The sequence below is a fragment of the Spirillospora sp. NPDC048819 genome (genome assembly GCF_040650055.1).
Classification (GTDB): Bacteria; Actinomycetota; Actinomycetes; order Streptosporangiales; family Streptosporangiaceae; genus Spirillospora.
On record NZ_JBEZGN010000023.1, the window covers coordinates 1 to 22,597 of the forward strand.

Annotated in this window: 18 protein-coding genes and 3 pseudogenes; 6 read left to right on the top strand and 15 right to left on the bottom strand. The window is 64.6% G+C overall.

What is annotated here, in order from left to right:
- Positions 1–877 precede the first annotated feature (877 nt).
- Both AB0C35_RS27265 and AB0C35_RS27270 read right to left on the bottom strand, forming a co-directional pair.
- Positions 878–1,078 (bottom strand): hypothetical protein, encoded by a 201-nt coding sequence (locus AB0C35_RS27265; RefSeq protein WP_358461407.1) that lies wholly within the window; start codon positions 1,076–1,078, stop codon positions 878–880.
- Positions 1,079–1,490: 412 nt separating this feature from the next.
- Positions 1,491–3,005 carry a pentapeptide repeat-containing protein gene (locus AB0C35_RS27270; RefSeq protein ID WP_358461410.1) on the bottom strand — a complete coding sequence of 505 codons (1,515 nt, stop codon included), beginning with the start codon at positions 3,003–3,005 and terminating at the stop codon, positions 1,491–1,493.
- A gap of 484 nt (positions 3,006–3,489) precedes the next feature.
- Here AB0C35_RS27270 and AB0C35_RS27275 point away from each other — a divergent pair, with 484 nt between their 5' ends.
- Positions 3,490–4,857 carry an IS110 family transposase gene (locus AB0C35_RS27275; protein WP_358461413.1) on the top strand — a complete coding sequence of 456 codons (1,368 nt, stop codon included), beginning with the start codon at positions 3,490–3,492 and terminating at the stop codon, positions 4,855–4,857.
- 481 nt (positions 4,858–5,338) lie between these two features.
- On the opposite strand, the gene AB0C35_RS27280 is transcribed toward AB0C35_RS27275, so the two are convergent.
- From AB0C35_RS27280 to AB0C35_RS27290, 3 genes and pseudogenes are all read right to left on the bottom strand, one after another.
- Complete coding sequence (locus tag AB0C35_RS27280; protein ID WP_358461416.1) at positions 5,339–6,772, bottom strand: hypothetical protein; 1,434 nt, start codon at positions 6,770–6,772, stop codon at positions 5,339–5,341.
- Entirely contained in the window at positions 6,769–7,377 is a 609-nt protein-coding gene (locus AB0C35_RS27285; protein ID WP_358461419.1) for a hypothetical protein, read from the bottom strand. Before AB0C35_RS27285 ends, AB0C35_RS27280 begins: the two co-directional genes overlap by 4 nt.
- Positions 7,378–7,735: 358 nt before the next feature.
- Positions 7,736–8,011 (bottom strand): annotated as a pseudogene (locus tag AB0C35_RS27290) (transposase); the annotation flags it as partial.
- A gap of 635 nt (positions 8,012–8,646) precedes the next feature.
- Between AB0C35_RS27290 and ltrA the strand changes: the two are divergent.
- Positions 8,647–10,473: a group II intron reverse transcriptase/maturase gene (ltrA, locus tag AB0C35_RS27295; protein ID WP_358461422.1), complete on the top strand. Its 1,827-nt coding sequence runs from the start codon at positions 8,647–8,649 to the stop codon at positions 10,471–10,473.
- An 82-nt stretch (positions 10,474–10,555) separates the two neighbouring features.
- On the opposite strand, the pseudogene AB0C35_RS27300 reads toward ltrA, so the two are convergent.
- Positions 10,556–11,641, bottom strand: a pseudogene (locus AB0C35_RS27300) (IS256 family transposase); the annotation flags it as partial.
- A 248-nt stretch (positions 11,642–11,889) separates the two neighbouring features.
- Between AB0C35_RS27300 and AB0C35_RS27305 the strand changes: the two are divergent.
- Positions 11,890–12,156 (top strand): annotated as a pseudogene (locus AB0C35_RS27305) (leucine zipper domain-containing protein); the annotation flags it as partial.
- A gap of 372 nt (positions 12,157–12,528) precedes the next feature.
- Here the strand turns inward: AB0C35_RS27305 and AB0C35_RS27310 are convergent.
- Both AB0C35_RS27310 and AB0C35_RS27315 read right to left on the bottom strand, forming a co-directional pair.
- Complete coding sequence (locus tag AB0C35_RS27310; RefSeq protein ID WP_358461425.1) at positions 12,529–12,720, bottom strand: DUF397 domain-containing protein; 192 nt, start codon at positions 12,718–12,720, stop codon at positions 12,529–12,531.
- On the bottom strand, positions 12,717–13,529 hold the full coding sequence (locus tag AB0C35_RS27315) for a helix-turn-helix transcriptional regulator (RefSeq protein WP_358461427.1): 813 nt from the start codon (positions 13,527–13,529) through the stop codon (positions 12,717–12,719). The genes AB0C35_RS27310 and AB0C35_RS27315 overlap by 4 nt, the downstream gene beginning before the upstream one ends.
- 166 nt (positions 13,530–13,695) lie before the next feature.
- On the opposite strand from AB0C35_RS27315, the gene AB0C35_RS27320 reads away from it, so the two are divergent.
- Both AB0C35_RS27320 and AB0C35_RS27325 read left to right on the top strand, forming a co-directional pair.
- A complete protein-coding gene (locus tag AB0C35_RS27320) occupies positions 13,696–14,022 on the top strand; it encodes an ATP-binding protein (protein WP_358461430.1) in 327 nt (108 codons plus the stop codon).
- Positions 14,019–14,372, top strand: a complete 354-nt coding sequence (locus AB0C35_RS27325; RefSeq protein WP_358461432.1) for a hypothetical protein — start codon at positions 14,019–14,021, stop codon at positions 14,370–14,372. Before AB0C35_RS27320 ends, AB0C35_RS27325 begins: the two co-directional genes overlap by 4 nt.
- Positions 14,373–14,412: 40 nt before the next feature.
- Here the strand turns inward: AB0C35_RS27325 and AB0C35_RS27330 are convergent, their stop codons facing one another.
- From AB0C35_RS27330 to AB0C35_RS27345, 4 genes are all read right to left on the bottom strand, one after another.
- Positions 14,413–14,889: a PIN domain-containing protein gene (locus tag AB0C35_RS27330; RefSeq protein ID WP_358461435.1), complete on the bottom strand. Its 477-nt coding sequence runs from the start codon at positions 14,887–14,889 to the stop codon at positions 14,413–14,415.
- Positions 14,886–15,212, bottom strand: a complete 327-nt coding sequence (locus tag AB0C35_RS27335) for a hypothetical protein (RefSeq protein ID WP_358461438.1) — start codon at positions 15,210–15,212, stop codon at positions 14,886–14,888. Before AB0C35_RS27335 ends, AB0C35_RS27330 begins: the two co-directional genes overlap by 4 nt.
- Positions 15,213–15,682: 470 nt before the next feature.
- Complete coding sequence (locus AB0C35_RS27340; protein WP_358461441.1) at positions 15,683–17,137, bottom strand: tyrosine-type recombinase/integrase; 1,455 nt, start codon at positions 17,135–17,137, stop codon at positions 15,683–15,685.
- A gap of 301 nt (positions 17,138–17,438) precedes the next feature.
- Positions 17,439–18,200, bottom strand: a complete 762-nt coding sequence (locus AB0C35_RS27345) for an alpha/beta fold hydrolase (RefSeq protein WP_358461444.1) — start codon at positions 18,198–18,200, stop codon at positions 17,439–17,441.
- 325 nt (positions 18,201–18,525) lie between these two features.
- Here AB0C35_RS27345 and AB0C35_RS27350 point away from each other — a divergent pair, with 325 nt between their 5' ends.
- Positions 18,526–18,996 carry a hypothetical protein gene (locus AB0C35_RS27350; protein WP_358461447.1) on the top strand — a complete coding sequence of 157 codons (471 nt, stop codon included), beginning with the start codon at positions 18,526–18,528 and terminating at the stop codon, positions 18,994–18,996.
- A gap of 44 nt (positions 18,997–19,040) precedes the next feature.
- Here the strand turns inward: AB0C35_RS27350 and AB0C35_RS27355 are convergent, their stop codons facing one another.
- The 3 genes from AB0C35_RS27355 to AB0C35_RS27365 all read right to left on the bottom strand — a co-directional run bounded on the left by AB0C35_RS27355 (position 19,041) and on the right by AB0C35_RS27365 (position 22,588).
- Positions 19,041–20,618, bottom strand: coding sequence for an FAD-dependent monooxygenase (locus AB0C35_RS27355; RefSeq protein ID WP_358461450.1), 1,578 nt, complete (start codon positions 20,616–20,618; stop codon positions 19,041–19,043).
- Between the two features lie 2 nt (positions 20,619–20,620).
- On the bottom strand, positions 20,621–21,583 hold the full coding sequence (locus tag AB0C35_RS27360; protein ID WP_358461757.1) for an MBL fold metallo-hydrolase: 963 nt from the start codon (positions 21,581–21,583) through the stop codon (positions 20,621–20,623).
- Positions 21,584–21,724: 141 nt separating this feature from the next.
- Entirely contained in the window at positions 21,725–22,588 is an 864-nt protein-coding gene (locus tag AB0C35_RS27365) for an alpha/beta hydrolase (protein ID WP_358461453.1), read from the bottom strand.
- Between the last annotated feature and the right edge of the window lie 9 nt (positions 22,589–22,597).

The window sequence follows — 22,597 nt, forward strand, 5'->3', positions numbered from 1 at the left end:
GCGTAAGGCCCGCTGCTCACCGTCCCGCCTGACCGCCATCGTCCAAGCCATCCTCACCCTTCACCACCAGGCCGCATGAAGTTGGAAATGCCTCATGGATTGCCGTGCGCACCGTCTTTATGACGAAAGCGCTACAGGAAAGCCCAGCTTGCGCAGCCGCTTGATGGATCTCTTCGTACTCCACGTCGCTGACGCGGATTCTCAGTTCCCGCTCTCGCCGCCGCCCTCCGCCGAGCTTCGCTCGACGCTCCAACGGCCCCGCCCCGTCGCCACCTCGCCCAACTGTCGCCATACACCTCCGCTCCCGGCTTTCAAGGACCGCGCCCGGTCCCCACCTGGCCAGTGTGATCTTCCGAGCGGAAGTTATCCACAACAGGTAGCGCTCTACCAGCTATCTTGCACCCCGTACCGAGCTGATAAGGCGTCGATTCACGAAGGTCAGTTCATATCAATTGACAGTCGATTATGATACTCGCTGCCGGGCGCTATTACATCGTTCGCCTTGCTGACGAATTCCTCACTATCCGGTCTGTGCAGCAAAGGCAGGAATCGCCGAGAACGTCTTCAGTGCCAGAATCAGCCCAGTCGATCTGGCGAGGATAGGGCTTTCAACCTTCGCAGGCTGCGAGTAGGAGGGCAGCCATACTCGTTACGCTGACGATCTTCCCGGCTTCGACCAAGCCGCGGATGTCAGCCAGGGGGACCCATTCGACCTGCTCTACCTCCCATTCTTCGGTAGGCGGTCAGACGTGGGTGGCGCCATCCGCCCAGAAGATGTGGTGCTGCGAGTCGGAAATCTCTGGGGTCAGGTGGACGACGGTGAGAGGGCGCATCGGCCCCTGCCGCCATCCGGTCTCTTCCTCCACCTCGCGGGCAGCTACAGCGGCAGGTTCCTCCCGTCGCGGATGGCGCCGATGGGTATCTCCCAGGCCCATGCATCGGTGATGAAGCGGTGTCTCCAATCCAGGAGCACACGACGCCGCTCGTCCACCACGACGGCGCCGGTGCCGCCGGTTCGAGACCGGATGATGGAGTGCTCCAGATGACGGCCGCCGGTGATCTCGGGTGACCGTGGCACTCGGACACCCGCTTGCCCCGGCGCACGGGGTCCACGGGGCGTTCGTAACCCCCTGCTTCGAGCTAGCTCGACCATCTGTTTACAAGAAACCGGCCACCTCCTCTCGACTCACCTTCTCCCAGGTCAGACGGTGTGTGACCGGTGGTCCATGTAAGCCACCGTGCGGCCCTGTTGCGGTACTTCCGTGCTGTGCTCGTGCCGGGACTGGCCGACGACCATCCACCCGGTGGGGCCACCCGTTGTGGTCGCCGAACACGCCGAAGCCCTTAGAGCGTCCATGCATTGCTGCCGCTTATGTCTGATGTGAAGTGCTGTGGTCACGAGCCTGTTGTCAGTCTCGCGATATCTAAGTTGCTATTACGTGTTATCTATCCCATCAACGGCCCTAACCATGCCTGGATCCTCCATGACTTTATTGGGATACCAAACGACACATATCTGCATTAGAGGGCAATTCTTCTGTTCTCCAGGGTGCAGGCCACACGTGAATATCGCTAGAACGACTCGCTACCGCCTTATCAAAGGTCGGAGGGTTACTGAACTCTGCCTCGCCGAAGTTCACTTTCCCGCTGAACCTGGTCTCACGAAACCAGGTGTCCCCACTGAATTTGGCCTCCCAAAAGCTGACATCTCCATTAAATGCGGCCTCACTGAACCCCACGTACCCACTGAACCGCACTCCTTCAAACCCGGACTCGCCGTCGAACTTAGTCTTACTGAACCAAGCGTTCCCCACAAACCGGCTCTCAGTGAACGTGACACCCCAACTGAATTTTACCTGCTCGAACCAAGCCTCATCGCCGAACGTGGCTTCACCAAACCACACCGTGTCGCCAAAGGTAGCTTTATCGAATCTGACTTCCTTGCTAAACGTGGCGTCAAACCAGACTTCATAGAAGGTGGCTTCCCTAAATGTGGCGTATCCACTAAACGTCGTCGCGCCGAATCCAGCGATCCCGTTAAACAAGGCACCATCGAACCAGGCGACTCCACCAAACGTGACGCCATCGAACTTCGCATGGTCATCAAACGCGGTCTTGCCGAACATGGCGTCCCCGCGGAACGTGGCGCCGGAGAACTGGGCGCTTCCTTCAAATTTAGCCTCACCGAATTCGGCATACCCGCCAAATGTGACACCATCAAATGCGGCATATCCACTGAAATAGGTGCCAGCGAAGATGGTTTTGCGAGGACGGCAATTCGTGAAATCGAAATTAATCAGGCGAGCTCCAGTGAGGTCAATATCGATGTCGCCCCAGTAAGTGCCCGCTCCTGTTTGCTCGGGCAGCCTGGCGCTAAGGTGGTGCTGCAACAGGCGCTGGGCGGTGACGCGGACTTGGAGTTCTTGCGCTGCGTCGCCAGTGTCCTCACTGGGGGCAGAGGGTGGTTGGAACGGCATCCGCAGATAGGCGCAGATGACATCGATAACGGTCTGTCGGTGCTGCGGATGGTCTTGGCCAAGGCGTACTAGGGAGTACAGTCCTCCAAGTCGTACGGCTGCCCTGTCGTGGCCGAGTTGATCTATAGCTTGGCCGTAGAGCTCGGTCACCCGACGTTCGGTCGCATCATGAGCGTTGTCGCGGGCAATCTCTTCGGCGTGAGCTTGGACACGCTCGGCGCGCTCGCCGGCAGCTTCGTCCACCCGCTGGCGACGGTAGGCGGTTACCAATGCGACCAATGCGCCGATCCCGGCGACCAGAGCGAACACTAGCTTGAGCAGTTCGAGAAGGTCTTTGGTCTCCAGCGGCTTGGTCTTGGCCTGCGAAGGCGAACCCAGCAGCCACAACACCAGGAACCATGCAGCGACCAGCAAGACTATGGCTGCACTAAAGGCAACGGCCAGTGCCCGGCGCATCGACCACAGGCCTAGCGTCTTATGAGCGTCCTTGATCGGCCGGTAGTCCGGCGTCTCCTCGTTTTGACCCACACGCCTGATAGTAAGGAAATTCCTGCGGCACCGATGGTCGTTTCAGGCGATCCCACAACCTTCCCCTCTGCCTTGACAGCAACGAACCATGTGGGGGGCCTATCGAAGGTACTCGTTCGCGCAACTGGCGAGCTTGAAGCAGCGCGTCGGCAGATCGCCGGGCCTCGAACGGTGCCCACGCCCGTGGCGATCGTCCGGCTTGGTTCTGAGCATCTAATTACAAGCAAGTCACCCGGAACCTGAGGGACGCCGCGACGGCGTGAAATGATCTCCGGTCGGGGTCGGGTTGTGAGCCCGTCTGATCTTGCGTTCGGAGCGCGTTAGCAAGTCTGGAGCCGGGAGCGGTACGAGGGTTGCGTCCTGTTGCTGCGAGCACGCCGACCAGATTCGTCGGTCCCTGCCGGTTCCCCGGCCTGGCCCCGCCCTGTCGCTGAACGTTTCTGAAGGGGTGTGCGGGCCGGTGGCCGAGGTGAGGTCTGCTGCGGTGAGCGAGGCCGAGCAGGTGGAGGAGCCGACCGAGTTGCTGGCTCGGGTCGCGGCGGTCGATGTGGCCAAGGATTCCGGGGTGGTGTGCACCCGGGTGCCGCATGAGAGCCGGTCCGGCCGCAAGGTGCAGAAGGTGTGGACGGTGCCGGCCCGGTATGCCGATGTCGTCGCGCTGGCCGACCATCTGCGGTGCCAGGGGATCGAGCGGGTGGTGGTGGAGAGCACCTCCGACTACTGGCGGATCTGGTTCTATCTGCTGGAGGCCGCCGGCCTGCAGGTGTGGCTGGTCAATGCCCGCGACGTCAAGAACGTCCCCGGACGCCCCAAGACCGACAAGCTTGATTCGGTGTGGCTGTGCAAGCTGAACGAGCGGGGCATGCTGCGTCCCTCATTCGTGCCGCCGGCCGCTATCCGGGATCTGCGGCAGCTGACCCGGTTGCGGGCCGTGCTGGTCGCCGAGTCCTCCCGGCACCGCAATCGGATTGAAAAGGTGCTGGAGGACGCACTGCTGAAGATCTCCTCAGTGCTGTCGGACGTCCTCGGGCTCAGCGGCCGCCAGATCCTCAACGCGCTGGTCGCCGGGCAACGATCGCCGAAGGTACTGGCGGAGCTGGCCCACCCACGGGTGCGGGCGAGCCGAGCCGAACTGGCCGCCGCGCTCACCGGCCGATTCCGCGACGTGCACGCCACCGAGATCAAAGTGCTGCTGGAACTGATCGACACCCTGCACGCCAAGGTCGACCAGCTCGACACCCAGATCACCGCACTGATCACCGAGTTGCCCGGCGCCCACGGCGTCTGCACCAGCTGCGGAGTCACCGGAACCGCGCACACCCCGACCTGCCCCGACCTGGCCCTGCCGATCCTGTCGCTGGCCGAGCGACTCGACGAGATCACCGGCGTCGGGCTGCCCTGCGCGCACGTCATCATCGCCGAACTGGGCACCGCAGTCGCCGCCCAGTTCCCCACCGCCGGACACGCCGCCGCCTGGGCCCGCCTGGTACCGCTGGCCGACCAGTCCGGCGCCACCACCAAACCCGGCCGGACCGGCAACGGCAACCGGTGGCTACGCGGCGCACTCGGAACGGCCGCAATGACCTGCGCCAAAACCAAGGACACCTTCCTGGGCGAACGGTACCGGCGGATCCGACGCCGCCGCGGAAGGAACAAGGCCATGGTCGCCATCGCCCGCAACATCCTCGAAATCGCCTACCTGCTCATCGCCGACCCCAGCCTGCGGTTCCACGATCTCGGCGCCGACTACTACACCCGCCTCAACCCCCAACGCCAAACCCGCACCAAAATCCGCGACCTCGAACGCCTCAACCCCGGCATGAAAGTCACCCTCGTCCCCACCACCGCCTGACCAACCGCACACAACCCGTAACGCCCCTACCCGGCTCAACCACCCGCCAGGCACTGCCACCTGCCCACGTCACGATGGGGATTTCCGACCAGATCAGGACCATCCAGGACGGTCCCCACATGTCCCCTGACCAGCGCCGCACCCTCCCCCACGTCCACACCCGTCCAAGCTCATCCGACCCCGTTGTTAGCACTGCCGTTAGCACCCACACCCGTCCCGGAGGGTGCGCCCGCGCGAACGGCGAGACGGTGTGACAGACAGCTTCGCGCGGGCGTGCCCTCCGGCCCGCGGGGGGCTGGGGGCCACGAGGCCCCCGCTTCGGGCTCGTTCAGCCGGGCTTTTCGACAGCCAGTGTGCGATGGCCACTCGGGTTCTCTGCCGACTCGAAGAGGCCTCTCGAGATTGATCTGGAGGCCCTACGGTGCCTGATTCTTGGCGAAAGTCCTGAGGGTACCTCGCCAATCCACCGCCACGACCCTGATCAAGCGCCTTGCCCTTCCCCGCCTTCTGATTCGATGTCAGCTATTTCTATTCCGAAGTCAGGCAGTTCGGCGATAGCTACCCGCTCCCTCCTGGACGCATCCACCAGAAGCGGGAGGGCGCTTGTTAGGAATTCAGAAAGATAAAGCTTGGCAACTGTGCGACCAGTCGCGGTCCCCGTCTCAAAATCACACTTGATGTATCGACTTCCATCCCTGAGTGAAATAATCGCACTTTGAACGTGAGAAGACCTACCGATAACGGAGCTCAGGTCGCGAAGAAGACTGTCTTCTGCAAGGCTTCCTTCCGATGATGTCCGGTAATCCAACTGGCGGCCATCTTCGGCTTCGATACGCACTTCGCTAATGTTGATCTCTGCTTGCTGCGCTCGATCGAGGAGCTCCCCGATGCTGGGAAAAGGGCCCCTCTGTCTGAATGGCAGCGAGAGTGCGGAGAGGGGGCGAGTAGAGAAGTAGGATCGATATGACCGAGTCTGTAAAACCAGCACATTAGAGGCAACAGACCACCGGCGCTCGGAAATTTCTAGGTTGAAGTTGTCGGCGTTCTCTACCCAACAACTCTTAGCCCGAAAGCGGTCTAGATTGTAATTCACCAGATACTGAAGACTTTCAACTTCGGATGAAACATCCGTCTCACATAGACGCTCCAATGAAAGTCCCGCACCGATCCGCATCCAGAATTCTGGATCATCAGAGATCGAGATATCAAGGAGAAGCTGGAGCCCTTCCGCATCGAGGCTACTTACCGTCTCTGTCGCACCTGGGAAGGCCGTGGCGGCTGCTCCGGATCCCATCCAAACTGCGTGCAGGAGACGGTTTATCTGCCCAGAATTGGAGGGGTTCAAAAGGTCTTCAGCTAGTGTAATAGCCGCTCTTGTTGATTCCACCTCTGCACGCTGTGCGGCAACAAACCCCTGAGCTACAGTTTCACTTGCTACCCGAGCACGCCCTTGGTCAACTACACCGCGCCCTCCCTTATAGACCGCGCGGGACAGAAGACCGATAACCGCATTTTTCCTGCCGGCCTGGCTGAACGCATTAATCGTCGACGGCGGTGCGACCAAAGTCTGACTGTACGCCGACTCCTGCTCTAGTTCTCCTGAGTCTGCATCGGACGGAAGGGGAACCAAGGGCATGAGAATCGGTTTGCTATCCGATACAGTGGTTACGTCCTCACGGAGGTAGTCCAAATCGTTAGTGGTCCGCAAGAACACATGACGCTCGGAGGAATCTTTCTTCCATTGCAGGATGAGGTCGGGAGCATAGGAGTGGTTAAAGTAGTCAGTCGATTTGACAGTAACTTCCTTATCGGAAGAAACGAAATCTGCTATCACCGCATTTTTGATGGATGCCACATTGCGCGAGGGGTCGTCGTCAACCAAGTTGTTGAGCACCCGAGAGAGATCATCCATCACAACTCGCCCTTCCTAATCCTGTGCGCGAGGATCAGACTGCGGTGTTCAGGTGTGATTACAAGCTTCTCTTGTTTTTCAGAGAGAACAATCAGCCACATTCTCTCCGCTACATCTTTAGCGAGTTCTCGGTCCACTGCTGCCTTGGCCTCTGTTTCGTCCTCTAGGCCAAGAGCTCTATTTCGATTTCTCGCATGAACCAAGCCATCTATGACACTATCGACAGTACAGAGCTTTGACCAGGTCTTAACTCGGAAGGGATGCCAAGTTATCCACATAAAATGATCGGCAAGCCTGTAGTGGTCTTGCCGAGTCAGGTAGCATTTTGCAACAAAGTCGTCAAAATGCGCGCCCTGATCGGAATCACCGTCGTAGTTCTTACATTCTGCGACAAAGAAGTGGCCTTCAAATTCTCCGCCGCTCAGGATTCCGCCGATGTCGAAGGAGTATGGCCACTGCTCCCCGTGTGGCCAGTTGAATTCAAGCCTAGCTGCGTGAACCGCATCATCGTTTGTCCAAGATGACGTAACTCTCGTGGTGGCATCCATCCATTGCTTTGCCCTTCGTGCCCCGTCTGCACCTTTCTGGTGCATGGCTTCGCCTACCATGAGTGCATTCTAATTTCTTCGCTCCTCACCCTGTACCGCCAGCCGCACCCGGTTTCGAAGATCTTCACCCTAGCAATCGGCTAAGACGCAGTGAATGGCTCGCTAGGTACAAATACGTAACTCGACTCGGCCGGTATTGGCCACCGCGCTACGGGCAAGTATCTTTGGAGCGGCAGCCAGGACCGCCGGGCGGTCCGGGGCGGGTCGGCCCGGAGAGGCCGCATGCCCGGCCCGGACCGACCGGCGGCGGCCGCGTAGCGGGCGCCCTTGAAGGCGTAGAGAAAATACTCATCCAGCGGAGCGACAACCCTGCTGACCGGGTCTGTCCAGTTAAAGGTGTAACTGGATCTTGCAGGGTCTAGTTTCGGGCTGCGGCCAGGCGGCCTTCGAAGGCGATGTCGAAGGCGTTGAGTGCGGGCTTCCACCGTCGCATCCAGCGTTTGCGGCCGGTGCCGGTGGGGTCCAGGCTCATGATGGCCAGGTAGACGCACTTGAGTGCGGCCTGTTCGTTGGGGAAGTGCCCGCGGGCCTTGACCGCCCGGCGGATGCGGGCGTTGACCGATTCGATCGCGTTGGTGGAGCACACCACCGTGCGGATCTCGGGGTCGAACTGCAGGAACGGGACGAACTCGGCCGTGCGACGCGAAGTCGCTCGATGTAAGTGGACTGCCTGAGGAGGGTGGTTGATGGCCATGGTGTAGTCCCAGGTCCGTGCTCGATGACCTGTCCCCGCTCTGGCGTGCGTCGTGGGCGACCGCGGGGTGCGAAGCCCAGGGTTCAAGCCCAAGCGGGCCTTGCTCCATCCAGGGGCCGCAGGTGAGGGGAAGATCGGGCGGGCGAACGCAAGTGAACCCTCGTTGACGCCTCGTCATCGTGTGGTCCCGCAGGATGGGTCGCTTGAGCGGGATCTTAAGAGGGCTGGCCGCTGTGAAGCGGCAGGCGCTGGCCGTGGGGACCGACGCTGCCAGGTCGAGCACCGCCGTCCCGGGGTGGAGAGGGCGCCCTATCCGATCTGCTTGCACGAGCGGAACGCGACAACCCCGTTGAAGTCCAGGCGCATGTGCTCTGGTGGGCCGACCGTGAGGAAGGCCGATCCTTCAGCGGGCGAAGGATGACCCGAGAAGCAAATGCCGGCGGCCGAAAGGCGGCGGGAAACCGGGACGAACGGCGGCTCCTCCGCCGCCGTCTTGGATAACCGGCCGGATACCAGGTGTTTCCTGGGCCCGAAAGGGAGCTGACGCGGGTCTGGTGAACCTGTGGAGAGGCTGGATGCCGACAACGTCGGAACCGACGGACAAGTTGGACGCCAGAGCTCGGCTCGCCGACGGCGGCCGAGAGATGGTGAACGGACCTGAGGACGAACTTCTGGACTGGTCCCAGATCGCTTGGGACTCGGCCGAGGAGGAAGTACGGCGGTTGCGGCAGCGGATCTTCACGGCGTCGCGGGCTGGGGACCTGAAGAAGGTCCGCAACCTGCAGAAGCTGATGCTCCGGTCCCGGTCCAACACGCTGGTGAGCGTGCGCCGGGTGACGGAGGTCAATGCTGGCCGTAAGACCGCCGGGATCGATGGGAAGACCGCGCTGCTCGCGCCGCAGAAGGCCGAACTGGCCGCCTGGGTGCAAGAGCGTGCGTCGTCTTGGCGGGCCCGCCCGGTCAAGCGGGTGTTCATCCCCAAGGCCATGGGGAAGCTGCGGCCGCTCGGGATACCGGTGATGGCCGACCGGGCGCTTCAAGCCTGCGTCGCGGCCGCGCTGGAACCCGAGTGGGAGGCACGGTTCGAGGCGAGATCCTATGGGTTCCGTCCTGGCCGTGGCTGCCATGACGCGATCGAGGCGATCTACTCCGTCTGCAAAGGCGCTCGCGCCAAACGGGTGTGGATCCTGGACGCGGACTTGGCGGCGGCGTTCGACCGCATCGATCATCACCATGTTCTCGGCATGCTGGGCACCTTCCCCGCCAGGGGTCTGGTCCGGCAGTGGCTGAAGGCCGGGGTGGTCGATCGCGGACGGTTCGCTCCGACCGAGGAGGGGGTCCCGCAAGGCGGGGTGATCTCTCCGTTGCTGCTGAACGTGACCTTGCATGGGATGGAAGAGGCCGCCGGAGTCCGTTATCTGACCGGCTCTCACGCCGGTCAGGGTCACACCGCAACGGGCTCGCCGGTGCTGATCAGATACGCCGACGATCTGGTGGCGCTCTGCCACTCGCAGGCGGAGGCCGAACAGGTCAAGGCTCGGCTGGCCCAGTGGCTGACGCCCCGGGGACTGGCCTTCAACGAGGACAAGACGCGTGTCGTTCACCTCGCCGAGGGCTTTGATTTTCTGGGGTTCAACGTCCGCCGCTATCCCAACGGCAAGCTGCTGATCAAACCGAGCACGGCGGCGGTGCGGCGGATCCGGGAACGGCTGCGCATCGAGATGAGAGGGCTGAGGGGATCGAACGCCCGAGCGGTTATCGCGAAGCTCAACCCGATCATCCGCGGCTGGGCCGCCTATTACCGGACGGTGGTGTCCAAGAAGATCTTTGTGGCCTTGGACGCCTATGTGTGGTGGCTCGCCTTCAAATGGGGCGTTCGCACTCACCGGAACAAGCCGAAAAGCTGGGTCACCGCCCGGTACTTCGGGAAGTTCAATCCGGCCAGGCAGGACCGATGGGTGTTCGGGGACCGCGACAGCGGAACCTATCTCACCAAATTCGCCTGGACGAAGATCGTCCGGCACCAGATGGTCGACGGGTTCGCCTCACCCGATGATCCCGACCTGACCTACTACTGGTCCCGGCGGCGCAGCAAACAGCACCACCCACCGCTGAACAAGGACCGCAGGCGACTGCTCTCACGTCAGCAAGGCCGCTGCCCGCTCTGCGGGAACCTGCTGCTGCCCGGCGGCCGACAACCACAACACCCCGACGAGTGGGAACGGTGGATCACCGCAACCCGCAACGCAGTACGCGCGAAAACGCTCACGCTGCAAGCGGAACCGGCCGGACCAGACGATCGAACCGCACTATTTCTCGTCCACGCCGACTGCGCCAGGCACCACGCCCGGCAACGTCGCCCAGCACCTCCGCCCGCCCGCGACACCTCTGGGTTTGCTTGAGCCGTGTGCCGTGACAAGCGGCACGCACGGTTCTGAGGGGGCTCCGGCGCAGCAATGCGCCGGAGCTACCCGCCCAGGCGTCCTCGAACACCCGCACCGCCTGCGGATACCTGCGGCCCAGGTCGGTGCCGGCGAACTCGGCCAACGCCTCCAGCGCGGTGTCGGCGTCCACGGCGGTGTAGACCTTCTTCAGCTGTTTGGCCACCGCGCCGGCGTCGCGGCGCGCGACCGGCCGCAGCGCGTTTCTGATCAGGTGAACCACGCAGGTCTGCACCACGGTGGCGGGGAACGCGGCGCCGATGGCGTCCTCGAATCCCTTGAGGCCGTCGCAGCAGGCGATGAGGATGTCGCGGACACCGCGGTTGCGCAGGTCGGTGGTCACCGAGGTCCAGAACCGCGAGCTCTCGCCGGCGGTGGCGGTCTCGGCCGGGGTGCGCGCCAGCCAGATGCCCAGCACGTGCTTGTGCCCGTCGGTGTCGATCCCGACCGCGATGTAGGCGGGCTTGTTCTGCACGACGTTGTTGTCTCTGACCTTGACCACGATGGCGTCCAGGAACACCACGGCGTAGGTCGGGTCCAGCGGGCGGGTCTGCCAGGCTTTGACCTCGTCCATCACCTGGTCGGTGATGCGGGAGACCTGCTCGTGCGACAGTTCAGTGCCGTACACCTGCTTGAGGTGGTGCAGGATGTCGCGCACGCTCATGCCGTGCGCGTACAGGCTGATGATCATGTCGTCCAGGCCGCCTGCGATGCGCCCGGCCCGCTTGGGCACCAGCACCGGCTCGAACGTCCCCGCCCGGTCCCGCGGCACCGACAGGCGGACCGGGCCGACGCCGGTCTGCACCGTCTTGCCCTTGCCCCGCCCGTTGCGGGAGTTGCCCGAGTTGTTCCCGGACTGATCGTGCTTGTCATAGCCCAGGTGCGCGGTCAGCTCGCCCTCCAGCGCCCGCTCCAGCACCGCCTTGACCAGCTCACCGAGCATCGAACCCTCACCGGTCAGCCGCAACTGCCCCGCCTCGTCGCGGGACTGCTCGGCCAGCACGTCCAGCACCTCGTCGCTCAGCAGCTCCCGGATCGGCACATCCCCGGCCCCGGACGGCATCGGCACCCTCCCGACCGCAGCCGCCCCGGCCTGGGCGACACTCCCATTTCCCTCGATCACGCTCATGGCTTCGAATCCCCCCGAATTCGATGGATGATCTTCCTGTCGATCATCTACCCACCAAGATCATTTCCACGCTAGGAGAGATACCCCCGAGGTCCTCATCCGGCGGGCGGACGTCCCGCTGTGCTGTCCCGGGACATGCTTGACACCTCTGTCCCATCACATGCTTGACGGGTGCCTGTTCGGCTTGGCTGTCGCGTGTTCGTTTGCGGGTGTCGCGCGTCAGGAGGCCGGGATTGGCCCTGGTCGAGTTGTCGGTGGTGGAGCAGCGGTATCGCGCGGTGCTTCAGGTCGAGTCCGGTGTGCCGGTGACCGAGGTCGCGGCGCAGGTCGGGGTGTCGCGTCAGAGCGTGCATGCCTGGGTGAAGCGCTATCGGGCGGAGGGGCTGGCCGGGCTGGCCAATCGGTCCAGGCGGCCGGTGTCGTCGCCGGGGCAGATGTCGGCCGAGGTGGAGGCCGTGGTGTGTGAGCTGCGGCGGGAGCATCCGCAGTGGGGGCCGGTGCGGATCGTGTATGAGATCGGCCGGTTGGGTGTGGTGCCGTTGCGGATGGGGGCACCGGGCGCTGTTGCGGCATGGGCTGGTCAAGCTGGGTCAGCGGCGCCGCAAGCCGCGGGGAACGGGACGAGCCGATGGCGTTGTAGCAGATGGATATCGTCGGCGGGTGCGGCTGGTCCGCGACTAAGGACGCCACACCGCCACCAGCGCAGCCATGGTCCGCTGGGCCGCCATCGGCCTCATGACCCTTCACTTAGCCCACGGCGGACAACCCGCCGCCTGCCAAGCCCTCTCGCATGCCAATCGCGAGATCGTTCTCAATCGCGCACTTGGAGAGCCCCTGCCGTACCGCTCGGCTCAGGGGCTCTCGTCGTGATGCGCATGATGGGGGTGTCAGGGGAGGTCGTGCGCTCCGCGCTTGATGTCGGCGGCCAGTCGGCGGAAGCGCTCGGCCGGGAGTGTGATGGGGGGGCCGCTCGGGTCCTTGCTGTCACGCACGCCGACTGCCTGGGGGAAGCGCGCCAGTTCGACACAATCGGAGGTCGCGCTGCCGCCGCTGTGGCTCGACTTGCGCCAATTCGTCATCGATAGTTCTCCAGTTCGGCCGCCAGCAGCGCCCTGGACGGGCCGACCGGGGCGGCTATGTCGCTAATACGGTCATACCTTATGGCCACCTCTTCCACATCATGAGGGTCTGTCAGGAAACGCCCCCTCGTCACTGCTTCGGTGTAAGCCAGATCCCGACCGTCTGCGCTGACGATCTTGAATGGTCCATCCAGCCCTGGGTGTGCCCTGTCCTGTCGTTCGACGATCCGGATGCTCACGGACGGATGCTCGCTTAACTCGACGAGGCGGGCGAGTTGTTCGCGCATGAGTTCCGGCGCGCCGATGGGCTGTGCTAGGACCGTCCAGTTCAGAATCGCCGTTAGATGCGGGGGGTTGGGCTTGTCGAACACGGTGGCCTGGCGGCTGAGGCGCCGGTTCAGGGCGGCCTTCGGGTCCGCTACCGCGTTACCGGTGAACGTGGCGAGTGCATATTCCGGCGTCTGAAACAGGCCGGGAACGTACAGCGTCTCCCACATGCGAATGCGACTCGCGCGTCCCTCGTACTCCGTGAGCCCGGTGAACCAGTCTCCTTCGTCGCCTGCTCCTGCCAGTGTGACCAGGGACGTAAACATGCCCTGTGTCTGCCACGTTCGGTCAATGATCTCCGCATGCTTACGAGTGAGCTTGAGCAGTCCGGACTCATATCTGGAAACGGTGGAACGATCACAGTCCAGAATGTCCGCAAGAGCCTGGCCGGTGAGGCTGTGCGCCTCCCGGCATCGGCGCAGGTGCACAGCGATGAAGTGCCACAGCGAGCGATCCGGGTTGAGTGCATCGCGCAGGGACATACATGATCTCTTTCGTTGCGGTTGCTTCCGGAACGTAGCGAGCTTAGTTCTACGAAGGCACTCTTGACCTCCAATCCAAAACAACAGTCCAAAGGTCGTAGAGATGTCTGCATTTACCTCTGAAATCCCGACAATCTTCCTCGACCCCGGTGACCGTGCGCCGGCGTTGGCGAGAGACTTCGTCGCGGCGCAGTTCCGGGAGTGGGGCTCCACGGACGACTTCGTAGCGCGCCTGGTGGTGTGCGAGCTAGTGACCAACGCGTGGCGGCATGGCGAGGGTCAGATCATCCTGCGCGTCTTCCGCGACGTCCGCGCGGACTTGGCGGTGATCGAGGTGTGGGACCGGGGAGAGGGGCTGCCGGTGGTCGGCCTGGAGGACCCGGACGCGACCTCGGGGCGGGGCCTTCTGCTGATGTCGCAGCTCGTGCACGACTGGGGGACCCGACCGATCACGGAAGGCGGAAAGATCGTATGGGCGAGGTGCTCGCTGTGAGCGCCCAGGTTGAGCAGTGCGTCCTGCGGTGGCGGACGCACCGGGGCGGTGCTACGGCGGAGAGGTTCCTGAGCGTGTTGGCCGTGGCTCTGGAGCCTCGGGGGTGGCGCCTCGTTCGGCTCTACCGCGCGCAGGGGTTTCCACTGCCCCTGTTGTGGGTCTACGCCGGCGGCCCCTACAACCACGTCGGGCTCGGGGTGGTCGTGCTGGCGGTTTCGGGGAGGGCATGGGGATACCACGACGCGGAGCGCGGGCGCCGCGGTTACCTGGCTCCCTGCGGGGACGTCAAAGCCGCCGCTGAACAGGTCGAAGACCTGCTCAAGCACCGCATGTTCCCAGGCACCTGGTAGGCCGCAGAGGGACGTCCAGTGGGGCCGTGACAAGCGAGCTTCAGGAAGAGGGAATGTCCTTCACGTTCTGCACCCTTACTCCCTTTCGGTCACCGACCAACCCTGGCAGATGGGTAGCATCGGCGGTCAAGATCAGGACATCAGGCTGTTGCCCTGCCGCCTCCGCACGATCGGCGTACATGTGAGCCGTCGCGGCGACCAAGGCATCAACAACCTCCGTCGAGTCGAACCCCGCGTCACCGATCAGTTTCCCGGCGGCGCGCGCAAGGTCCTCGGTGACAGGCTCAACGACAGTCCTGGTGCTGGACAGCACATGGTTCAGTTTCGTGTCCCGGTCGGAGCCGCGCAGGATCTCCGTCAGCACGGCACTGGACGTGACCAAGCGCGCCTGCTTGCGCAGCGCAGCAGCGAAGAAGATCGCAACGTTGCGGTCCGTGGCGGCCTTGTTGATGGCGTCATTGTCGAGTACCAAAACCCCGCCGAGCCTCGCGGCCCGACGGCCTCGCACGGTGCTCACTGATCTTGCGCAGACGGCCAAGCGGCGAGGGCGGCCTGGATCTCGTCCTCACTGAACGGTCCGTGCCGCTCTTCCAGCTCGTCAACGAACTCGGCGAGGGCGTCGAGTTGGAGCTTGGCCGCGATCGCCTCATCAACGTAGGCAGAATCGGACAGGCCCAGCTTGCGAGCCTGTTCGCGGATCTCAGCCTTGCGGCCCCGACGGATAGTGGCCGACAACTTCTCGGTCGCACCGGGACCGCCCGCGGGCTTACGAACCTTCGCGGCCTTGCCGCGCTTCGCGACACGAAGGGGCTGCTTGACGGGAGTATGCTTGGCATCCACAACTCAATCATACCAATGGTAGGAGTGAGCTGCCCTCGGTGAGGGAATGAGATCTCGCATGCGGGCGCCTGGATCCCTACGGCCGCATGCTCGTGACCATGGTGCAGGGATCCGCGCGCCAGGCTACGGATCACCCTGATCAAGCGGCGGACCAGGCGGGGGCCTGCTTCCGACTGATGGCGCTTGCCGTCATCGCGTCAGCCGCGTCGGTTGCGTTGATCAGGTGTCCTCGCTGATGCCGCCGAGTCGTTCGACGTCCTCGGTTGGGATGTCGGTCAGGAGGGAGACGCTGGAGGTTGTCGACCCGTCGAGTTTGCAGAGCTTGTTGAGCATGGCCTGACGCATCTCCCTGCGGCGGGACTCCAGATGGGCCCGCAGGCTTTCACCACCCGATCCTTCTTGGTCATCCGAGGAAGTAGGCACTGTCGGTGATCGGCTCCTCTGTGTCCGGATCCCGCTCAGGGGCAGCGCTACACGGAGCGCAGGTTCGGTCTTGTCTCGGCGTGCTGGGCGACCAGCTGATCGGCGAGGACGGCCTGGAGTTGGCTGATCTTCGCTTGGGCTTCGGCGAGTTGTGCTTCGAGGTCTGAGGGCGCTTCCTGGCTCCCCTGGGTCGTGCGGATCTTGGCGAGGGCTTCGAGGGCGGTTTCGTCGGCGGTGGGGAGGGTGTGGAGGTAGCGCTCGGTTGTGGAGATCTTGCGGTGGCCGAGGCGTTCTTTGACGACCTGGAGGTCGGCACCGCCGGCTAGGAGCCAGGAGGCGTGGGCGTGGCGGAGATCGTGGATGCGGGGTGACCATCCGAGGTTGGCGGCGGTTCGGGCCGGGTGCCAGCAGTGCGTGCGGAACCAGTTGGCGGAGATGTGGGGGTCGTCGTCGATGACGCGGGGGTTGCGGGGGTTGTCCTTGCCCTGGGCGCGGCGCTCGGCCCGGTAGGCGGCGTAGGCCGCTCGGCAGTGGTGACATTTGCACTTGCCGAGGCTGTAGGCCGTGGTCGTTCCGTGAGTGTAGGTGCGGCCGTTCGGGCCTTCGAAGGTGAGAGTGTCGGGGTCTAGGAGTTCGAGCTTGGGTGGCTCGTCGCGGCGGCGGCTGAAGAAGAGGTCGTCGGAGACGAGGTTGTTGGCTTCCGCGTGGGCCTTGAGCCTGGCGACGATCTGGGGGCTGAGCTTGAAGCGGCGCCAGCGCTTGCCCTTGGGGTAGTCCTTGACGAGGAAGCGGCGCCCTTCGGGGTGGAACCTGGGGACGAGTTCGACCACGGAGCGGCTGACGGTGAGGATGCCGGTGGCGAAGTCCAGGTCCTTGACGCGGAGTTCGGTCAGCTCGCCCCAGCGGAGGCCGCTTTCGATGTCGGTCTCGACCAGGAGCTTGGCGGTCGCGTCTGGGAGGGCCTCATAAATGCGGGCGAACTGCTCTGCGGTGATGATCTGGCGCGGCTTTTCGGGGACGGGGTCGGTCTTCACGCCGCGGCTGGGGTGGTAGACGAGGACGCCGTCGTTGACCGCGGTCGTGAAGATGGCGTTGAGGATCGCGGTCTTGCAGTACTTGATGCTGTAGGCCGTGGCGCCCTGCTTCTTGAGGTGCGTGATCCACTCGCGGACGGTCTCTGAGGTGATGTCCTGCAGCTTCATGTCGCCGAAGTACGGCATGACGTGGGCGGCGAGGGCGTAAGCGTAGTCCTGGCGGGTTGATGCCTCGATGCGGTGGTTCGGGAACCAGCGCTCCTCTACGTAGGTGCGGAAGGTCTGGCGAGCGCGGCGGGGGTCGCCCGCCTTGCCTTCGGCGATGCGTGACTCGGCTCGTTGCCAGGCTCGGTCGGCCTCCTTGCGGGTGGCGAAAGTGCCGGCCGTCTGGCGGACGTTCCGGGCGTCGTCGTAAAGCGCCTGGTATCGGGTGCCGTTCGGCCCCTTGCGCTTGCGTGTGAAACCCATGGCCCCCCGAGCAAGATCATCTGTCACTCATTTGTCACTGGATCATGGAAATCCGAGCGATACCGACGAGTACAGGATGGCACACGAAACACCCTCTGACCTGCAGTTTAATGGACTTTTCATGATCACTCAAAGACCCATCGGCGCCGCTTCCAAACTGGCTACGCGGGTTCGATTTTCGTCGCCCGCTCTCGCTGGGAAGGGCCAGGCAGGAGTCGCAGTTCTCTGCTCCCTGCGTGCGGCGTGATTCTTTCCGGAGATCGTCGGCGACCAGCCTGTCTTTGCCCGGCTTGAGGGTTCGTCAACGTCGTAGGAAGGTCTTGACCATCGGCAGCACCAGGTCGGCCCGCGCGGCGACCTCCATATGCCTGGTTGCGGGCAGGATGGCCAGCTGCGAGTCCGGCAACCGGTTGTGCATCTCGACCGCGTGCTCAGGCCGGACGAAGTCGGTGTCGCCGATGATCATCAGGATCGGCATGGTCAGTCGAGCCAGTTGCTCGTCCGTCCATGGTTCGAAGCCGTGCACGGCCGGCTGGATTTTCTCCAGGAACGCGAAGAAATGGTCCGGGTCGGGCGCCGCCTCGGTGTAGGCCCGATACATGGCCGCGCCTTCTTCTTCGGTCGGCAGCCGGGGCGAGTCCTGCTCCGGCGCCGTGATCTCCGGGTAGTACGCGTCCGGGTGGAAGTGCGACGCGGCCAACACCACCCGGCCGACACGTTCCGGGTTGCTGGTGGCGACCTCGGTCGAGACCAGCCCGCCCAGGCTGTAGCCGAAGAAGTCGGCCCGGTCGAGGTTCAGGTGGTCCAGCAACGCCACCACGTCGGCCGCGCACTGCCCGATGCTGAACGGCCGGTCGCCGTCGGCGGTATGACCGTGCCCCTGCAGCTCGACACCGATCACGTGACGGTCGCCGGTCAGCTCCGGCAGCAGCGCATCGAAGCTGAGGTGGAACGTTTGCACGCCGCCATGCAGCATGACCAGCGGAGGTCCGGGGTGGTCCGCTCCGTGCACTTCATAGTAGAGCTCGATGCCGTTCACCGATGCGTACGCGCCCTGCGTCATCTGAGTCGTTCCTTTCGCTGGAGTGAGTGCTCACTGGTGCCCGCCGCGCGCTCTCATCATGGCCCAGGCCGCTGCACCCGGCCACATGATCTCGCTCGGGATGGGGCACAGCACGGTCCCCGCCGCGACGACGGAGACTGTCGGCAGCGCCGATGTCGCGCCTTCGGTGTGCGGGTGGTCGCCGCACGGGGGCGGGGAGACGGGCGCCCGGCAAGTTGACCTGGGCGTCCCGGTAGGCGAACCGCGTAGCTTTTCGCGGAGGCCGGGCCGTTCGACGATGAGGCCGCTGCGCAGCGATCAACGACTCTCCCCCCAGGAGGGCAGGATGCGCAAGGCGCTCATCACGTTCGCTCTCGCGCTCGCGGGCCTCGGCCTCACGGCGGCTCCGGCCGCGGCCGGGACCACCGGCGTCTACTACGAGACGGTCGCGGACGGGGACACGCAGTTCATCCCCGCGTGCATCCCCGGCCCGGACAACCCGGCCTGTGACCCGCGCGGTGCGGGAAGCAAGCTCATCTCGACCGGATCGCTCGCTTACACCCAGGGCGGGGCGTCCATCGGCTCCGTGCACACCGAATGCACCACGACGAGGAAGGTCGGAGCCGACTACTACGGGTTCTGCGTCGACACCCTCACCACGCCGCAGGGCACGTACATCGGGGTCGGTGAGATCAACGAGAGCGCCCTGGAGCGCTACGAGGCGCAGAAGCTCGTCCTCGCGGGCGCCCGGGGCTGCCTCACGGTCCAGCAGGTCGTCTACCCGAACGTCTTCAAGTTGACCGTCGACCGGCACTGACCCGACGTGGCGGCCGGGCCCCGTGGGTCCGGCCGCTTCATGTGTCAGGGGTTGCCGCAGGCTCGGCGCAAGGCTCGGGTAAGGGTGCCGGGATCGTAGGAGGGCAGGACCGCTGCCAGGTGGCCATCCGGCCGGATGAGGTGCACGGTGTCCGGGCCGGCTCGCAGGGCCGTGTGGAGGATCGCGTCGGTGTCGATTTCCGGCAGGGCGTACACGGTCAGCGGGACGTCTGCGGCGGATTCGGTGATTTCCTTGCACCGGCCGGTGTTGCCTGTGAGGACGACGAAGCCGGTGCCGAAAAGGCGGCGCAATCGGACGGGCTCGCCGTCGATCACGCACGGCCCGTCCGGGCACAGGACGCCGGGGAGCGGGGGCCGGACGATTCCGGGCTCGCGGGGGAAGGCGTCGGCCGGCTCCGTGAGGGTGGTCAGCGGGGAGTCGAGGTACCAGTACGGTTCGGCGAGCTTGCCGGAGTCGATGAGCGAGCGGGCGTCCGGGTGCGTCAAGGCCTGTTCGAGGGCCTCGACTCGCCGCTGACGTTGCTCGCGGGTGTGCGGGACGAGGAACTCCATGGTCCGGGTGGTCACGCGGAGGTTCTCCCCCGCCGCGGCCCACCGTTCGGCGTGGTAGCTGGCAAGAAGGTCTTCCGGAGCCCAGCCGCGCCGCACGAACGCGAGTTTCCATGCCAGGTTCTCTGCATCCTGGACGCCTGAGTTCAAGCCGCGGGCACCGAATGGCGCGTACAGGTGTGCGGCGTCGCCGGCCAGGAACACGCGTCCGGATTCGAAGGTCTCGGCGCAGCGTTCGTGGAAGCGGTACGCCGTCGCCCACACGATCTCGTAGGGAATGTCGCCGGCGATCTTCCGGATGCGGGTGTCGAGCGCGCCGGATTCCCGCTCGGCCTCCAGGTCGTAGTCGGCGGGCACCTGCCAATCGATCCGCCAGGTGCCGTCCGGGCACTGATGGACGAGCACCTGCCGACCGGGATTCCAGTCGGGATCGAAGAAGAACCGGCGTTCGCTCGGGAACGGCAGGTCCGCACGAATGTCACAGATGAGGAATTTGTCGTTGAAGGAGCGGCCGGGGAAGCCGATGCCCAGCAGTTGCCGGATGGTGCTGCGTGACCCGTCCGCCGCGACAAGGTGACTGCCGCGCACGGCGACTCTGGCGGTCGGGGTGGCGGCGTCCACCTCGACGCCCGAGCCGTCCTGGTGCAGACCGGTGATCGGGTGCCCGTAGCGGACGTCTATCAGCGGTTCGGCGTCGACCTGGTCAAGCAGGTAGTGCTCGACCTCGGCCTGGGAGATGTTGATCCATGGCGGGACGACGCTGCGCCCGGGGCCGGGGAAGGTGACCGCGAACAGTTCGGCGCCGCGGTAGTAGGTCCGTCCGGTCGTCCAGGTCACGCCGCGCGCGATCATCTTCTCCGCGCAGCCGACACGGTCCAGGACGTCCAGGACGTCGCGTTGGAAGCAGATGGCCTTGGATCCGGTCGGGTCGCGCCGGGCAGCGGCCTCGAGGACGACCGTGGGCACCCCGAAGCGTGCCAGCAGCAGCGCGGTCACCAGGCCGACGGGTCCGGCGCCGGCGATGACCACCGGCTCGGTCTCGTTGCCGTTCATCGTCACCCCTGCAGCTCATCCCAGACCGCCCGGTCGCGGTCCGCCGTCCAGATGATCGGCCGCTCGATCCCGGCCAGTTCGTCCCAGAGCCGGGACACGTCGAAGGGCAGGCAGTGTTCGAAGATCGGCCACCGGCCGTAGCGGGGCTCCAGTTCGGCGTGGACGGCCTGGAACGCCTCCTTGAGGGTGCCGCCACGCTGCTGGACGGTGCCGACCTCGCTGATCATCACGTCCAGGAAGTGGCGGGTTTGGGAGATCGCCGCGGTGACCGCCTCGGTGCCCACCGCGACGGCGCCTCGTCCGCCCACCAGCACCTCTGCGCCCAGCGCGGCGACGGCGTCCAAGGTCGCCGATGACCAGTCGCGGTGGAACGCGTCGCCGGTGTACAGCGCGGCCTGCGCCTCGACCAGGTCGCCGGCGAACAGGATCTTGTGCTGGGGCAGCCAGGCCACGATGTCGCCCTCGGTGTGCCCGCGCCCGCAGTACTGGAGGACGAGTTCGCCCCGGTCGCCGCCGAGTTGGATGGTGAACCGGTCGTTGAACGTCGCGGTCGGCCACGTCAGGCCGGGGATCGAGCCGGGCTCCTTGAACAGGCGCGGCATGCGCCCGTACTCGGATTCCCAGTCCTGCCGGCCGCGTTCGGCGACCAGTTCGCGCGTCTTCTCGTGTGCCACGATCACGTCGGCGTCGAACGCGCTCGCGCCCAGTACCCGGACGGCGTGATAGTGCGACAGCACCAGGTATCGGACGGGCTTGTCGGTGTGCTCGCGCAGCAATGCGAGCCATTCGCGGGCGGCGACCGGGGTGGCCAGGGCTTCGAAGCAGACCACGAAGTCTTCACCTTCGACGGCGCCGACGTTGGGGTCGCCTTCCGCCGTCAGTGCGTAGACACCGTCGGCGAGTACTTCCAGGCTGCGTTCCTTCTGCGCCAGGTCGGCCGAAGACGCGAACGGTTTCATTTCGATGACTCCAATATGGTCTGCGACGTTCATGTGAGCAGGACTTCGGCTCGCCCGACGGCATCGATGTCTGCCGCGATCCGGTTTTCGGACTTTACCGGAACCGATCTGGTGAGTGCTCCAAGGCGGCCGCCACATCCAAGTGATTCACGTGCTTTCCTGGTCGAGAAAGCCGCTGACGACCGCATGGTAATCGTGCGGACGCTCCTCCTGCAGGTGGTGCGAGGCATGGTCCATGACGTACAACTGCCCACGCGGGATCATTCTGGCGAGCATCAACGGATAGTCGGGAGTGAGAAACGCGTCCTGCATTCCCCAGCAGAACAGAACAGGTGCCTGAATCCGGCCGAGTTCGGAGGTGAGGTCCTGCCAGTCGCCGCGGGGGCTGTCGGATCGCGCCGCCAGCTCCATCTCGGCGGGGTCGAGGCTCTGCAGATAGCGCATCGTGACGGTCTCGTCGGGAAGCGCCTCGGGGTCGAACCATTCGAGCCGCGCGATGAGGGCGCGCATCTTCTCCAGGCTCGGGCCGTCACCGCCGTAGTAGGCGTCGCGGGCGTTGCGCCCGCGGCGCCCGCCCTCGGGAAGCGGCGCCAGGGGGCCGTAGAACACCGGCATCGATCCGGTGACGACGAGCGACCTGACCCGGTCGGGGTATTTCGCCGCGAGGTTCAGGGCGATCGTCCCGCCCCAGGAGTTGCAGATGAAATCGGCGCGCTCGATGTCCAGGGCGTCCAGGAGCGCGACGGTCTTGGCGGCGTGGAAGTCCCACATGGGTCCCTCGATCACGCATTTCTCCGACCGGCCGTACTGGAGGATGTCCACCAGGAGGCATCGGCGGTCCCGCGCGAACAGCGGGGCCACCGGGCCGAAGTCGCTCCAGGCGGTGCAGCCGGGGCCTCCGCCGTGCAGGAACACCGTCGGCGCGCCTTGGCCCATCTCGATGTAGTGATAGCCGACATCGGCGGCCTTGACGAAGACGCCTTCGGGTGCGGGCGTGATGTCCGCTTGCATGTCTTCCTT

Excerpts from the sequence above, each read along its gene's own strand:
- AB0C35_RS27355 (WP_358461450.1), bottom strand. The coding sequence starts at position 20,618 with ATGAACGGCAACGAGACCGAGCCGGTGGTCATCGCCGGCGCCGGACCC.
- AB0C35_RS27345 (WP_358461444.1), bottom strand. The coding sequence starts at position 18,200 with ATGACGCAGGGCGCGTACGCATCGGTGAACGGCATCGAGCTCTACTAT.
- AB0C35_RS27365 (WP_358461453.1), bottom strand. The coding sequence starts at position 22,588 with ATGCAAGCGGACATCACGCCCGCACCCGAAGGCGTCTTCGTCAAGGCC.
- AB0C35_RS27310 (WP_358461425.1), bottom strand. The coding sequence starts at position 12,720 with ATGACGAATTGGCGCAAGTCGAGCCACAGCGGCGGCAGCGCGACCTCC.
- AB0C35_RS27315 (WP_358461427.1), bottom strand. The coding sequence starts at position 13,529 with ATGTCCCTGCGCGATGCACTCAACCCGGATCGCTCGCTGTGGCACTTC.
- ltrA (WP_358461422.1), top strand. The coding sequence starts at position 8,647 with ATGCCGACAACGTCGGAACCGACGGACAAGTTGGACGCCAGAGCTCGG.
- AB0C35_RS27350 (WP_358461447.1), top strand. The coding sequence starts at position 18,526 with ATGCGCAAGGCGCTCATCACGTTCGCTCTCGCGCTCGCGGGCCTCGGC.
- AB0C35_RS27340 (WP_358461441.1), bottom strand. The coding sequence starts at position 17,137 with ATGGGTTTCACACGCAAGCGCAAGGGGCCGAACGGCACCCGATACCAG.
- AB0C35_RS27285 (WP_358461419.1), bottom strand. The coding sequence starts at position 7,377 with ATGGTAGGCGAAGCCATGCACCAGAAAGGTGCAGACGGGGCACGAAGG.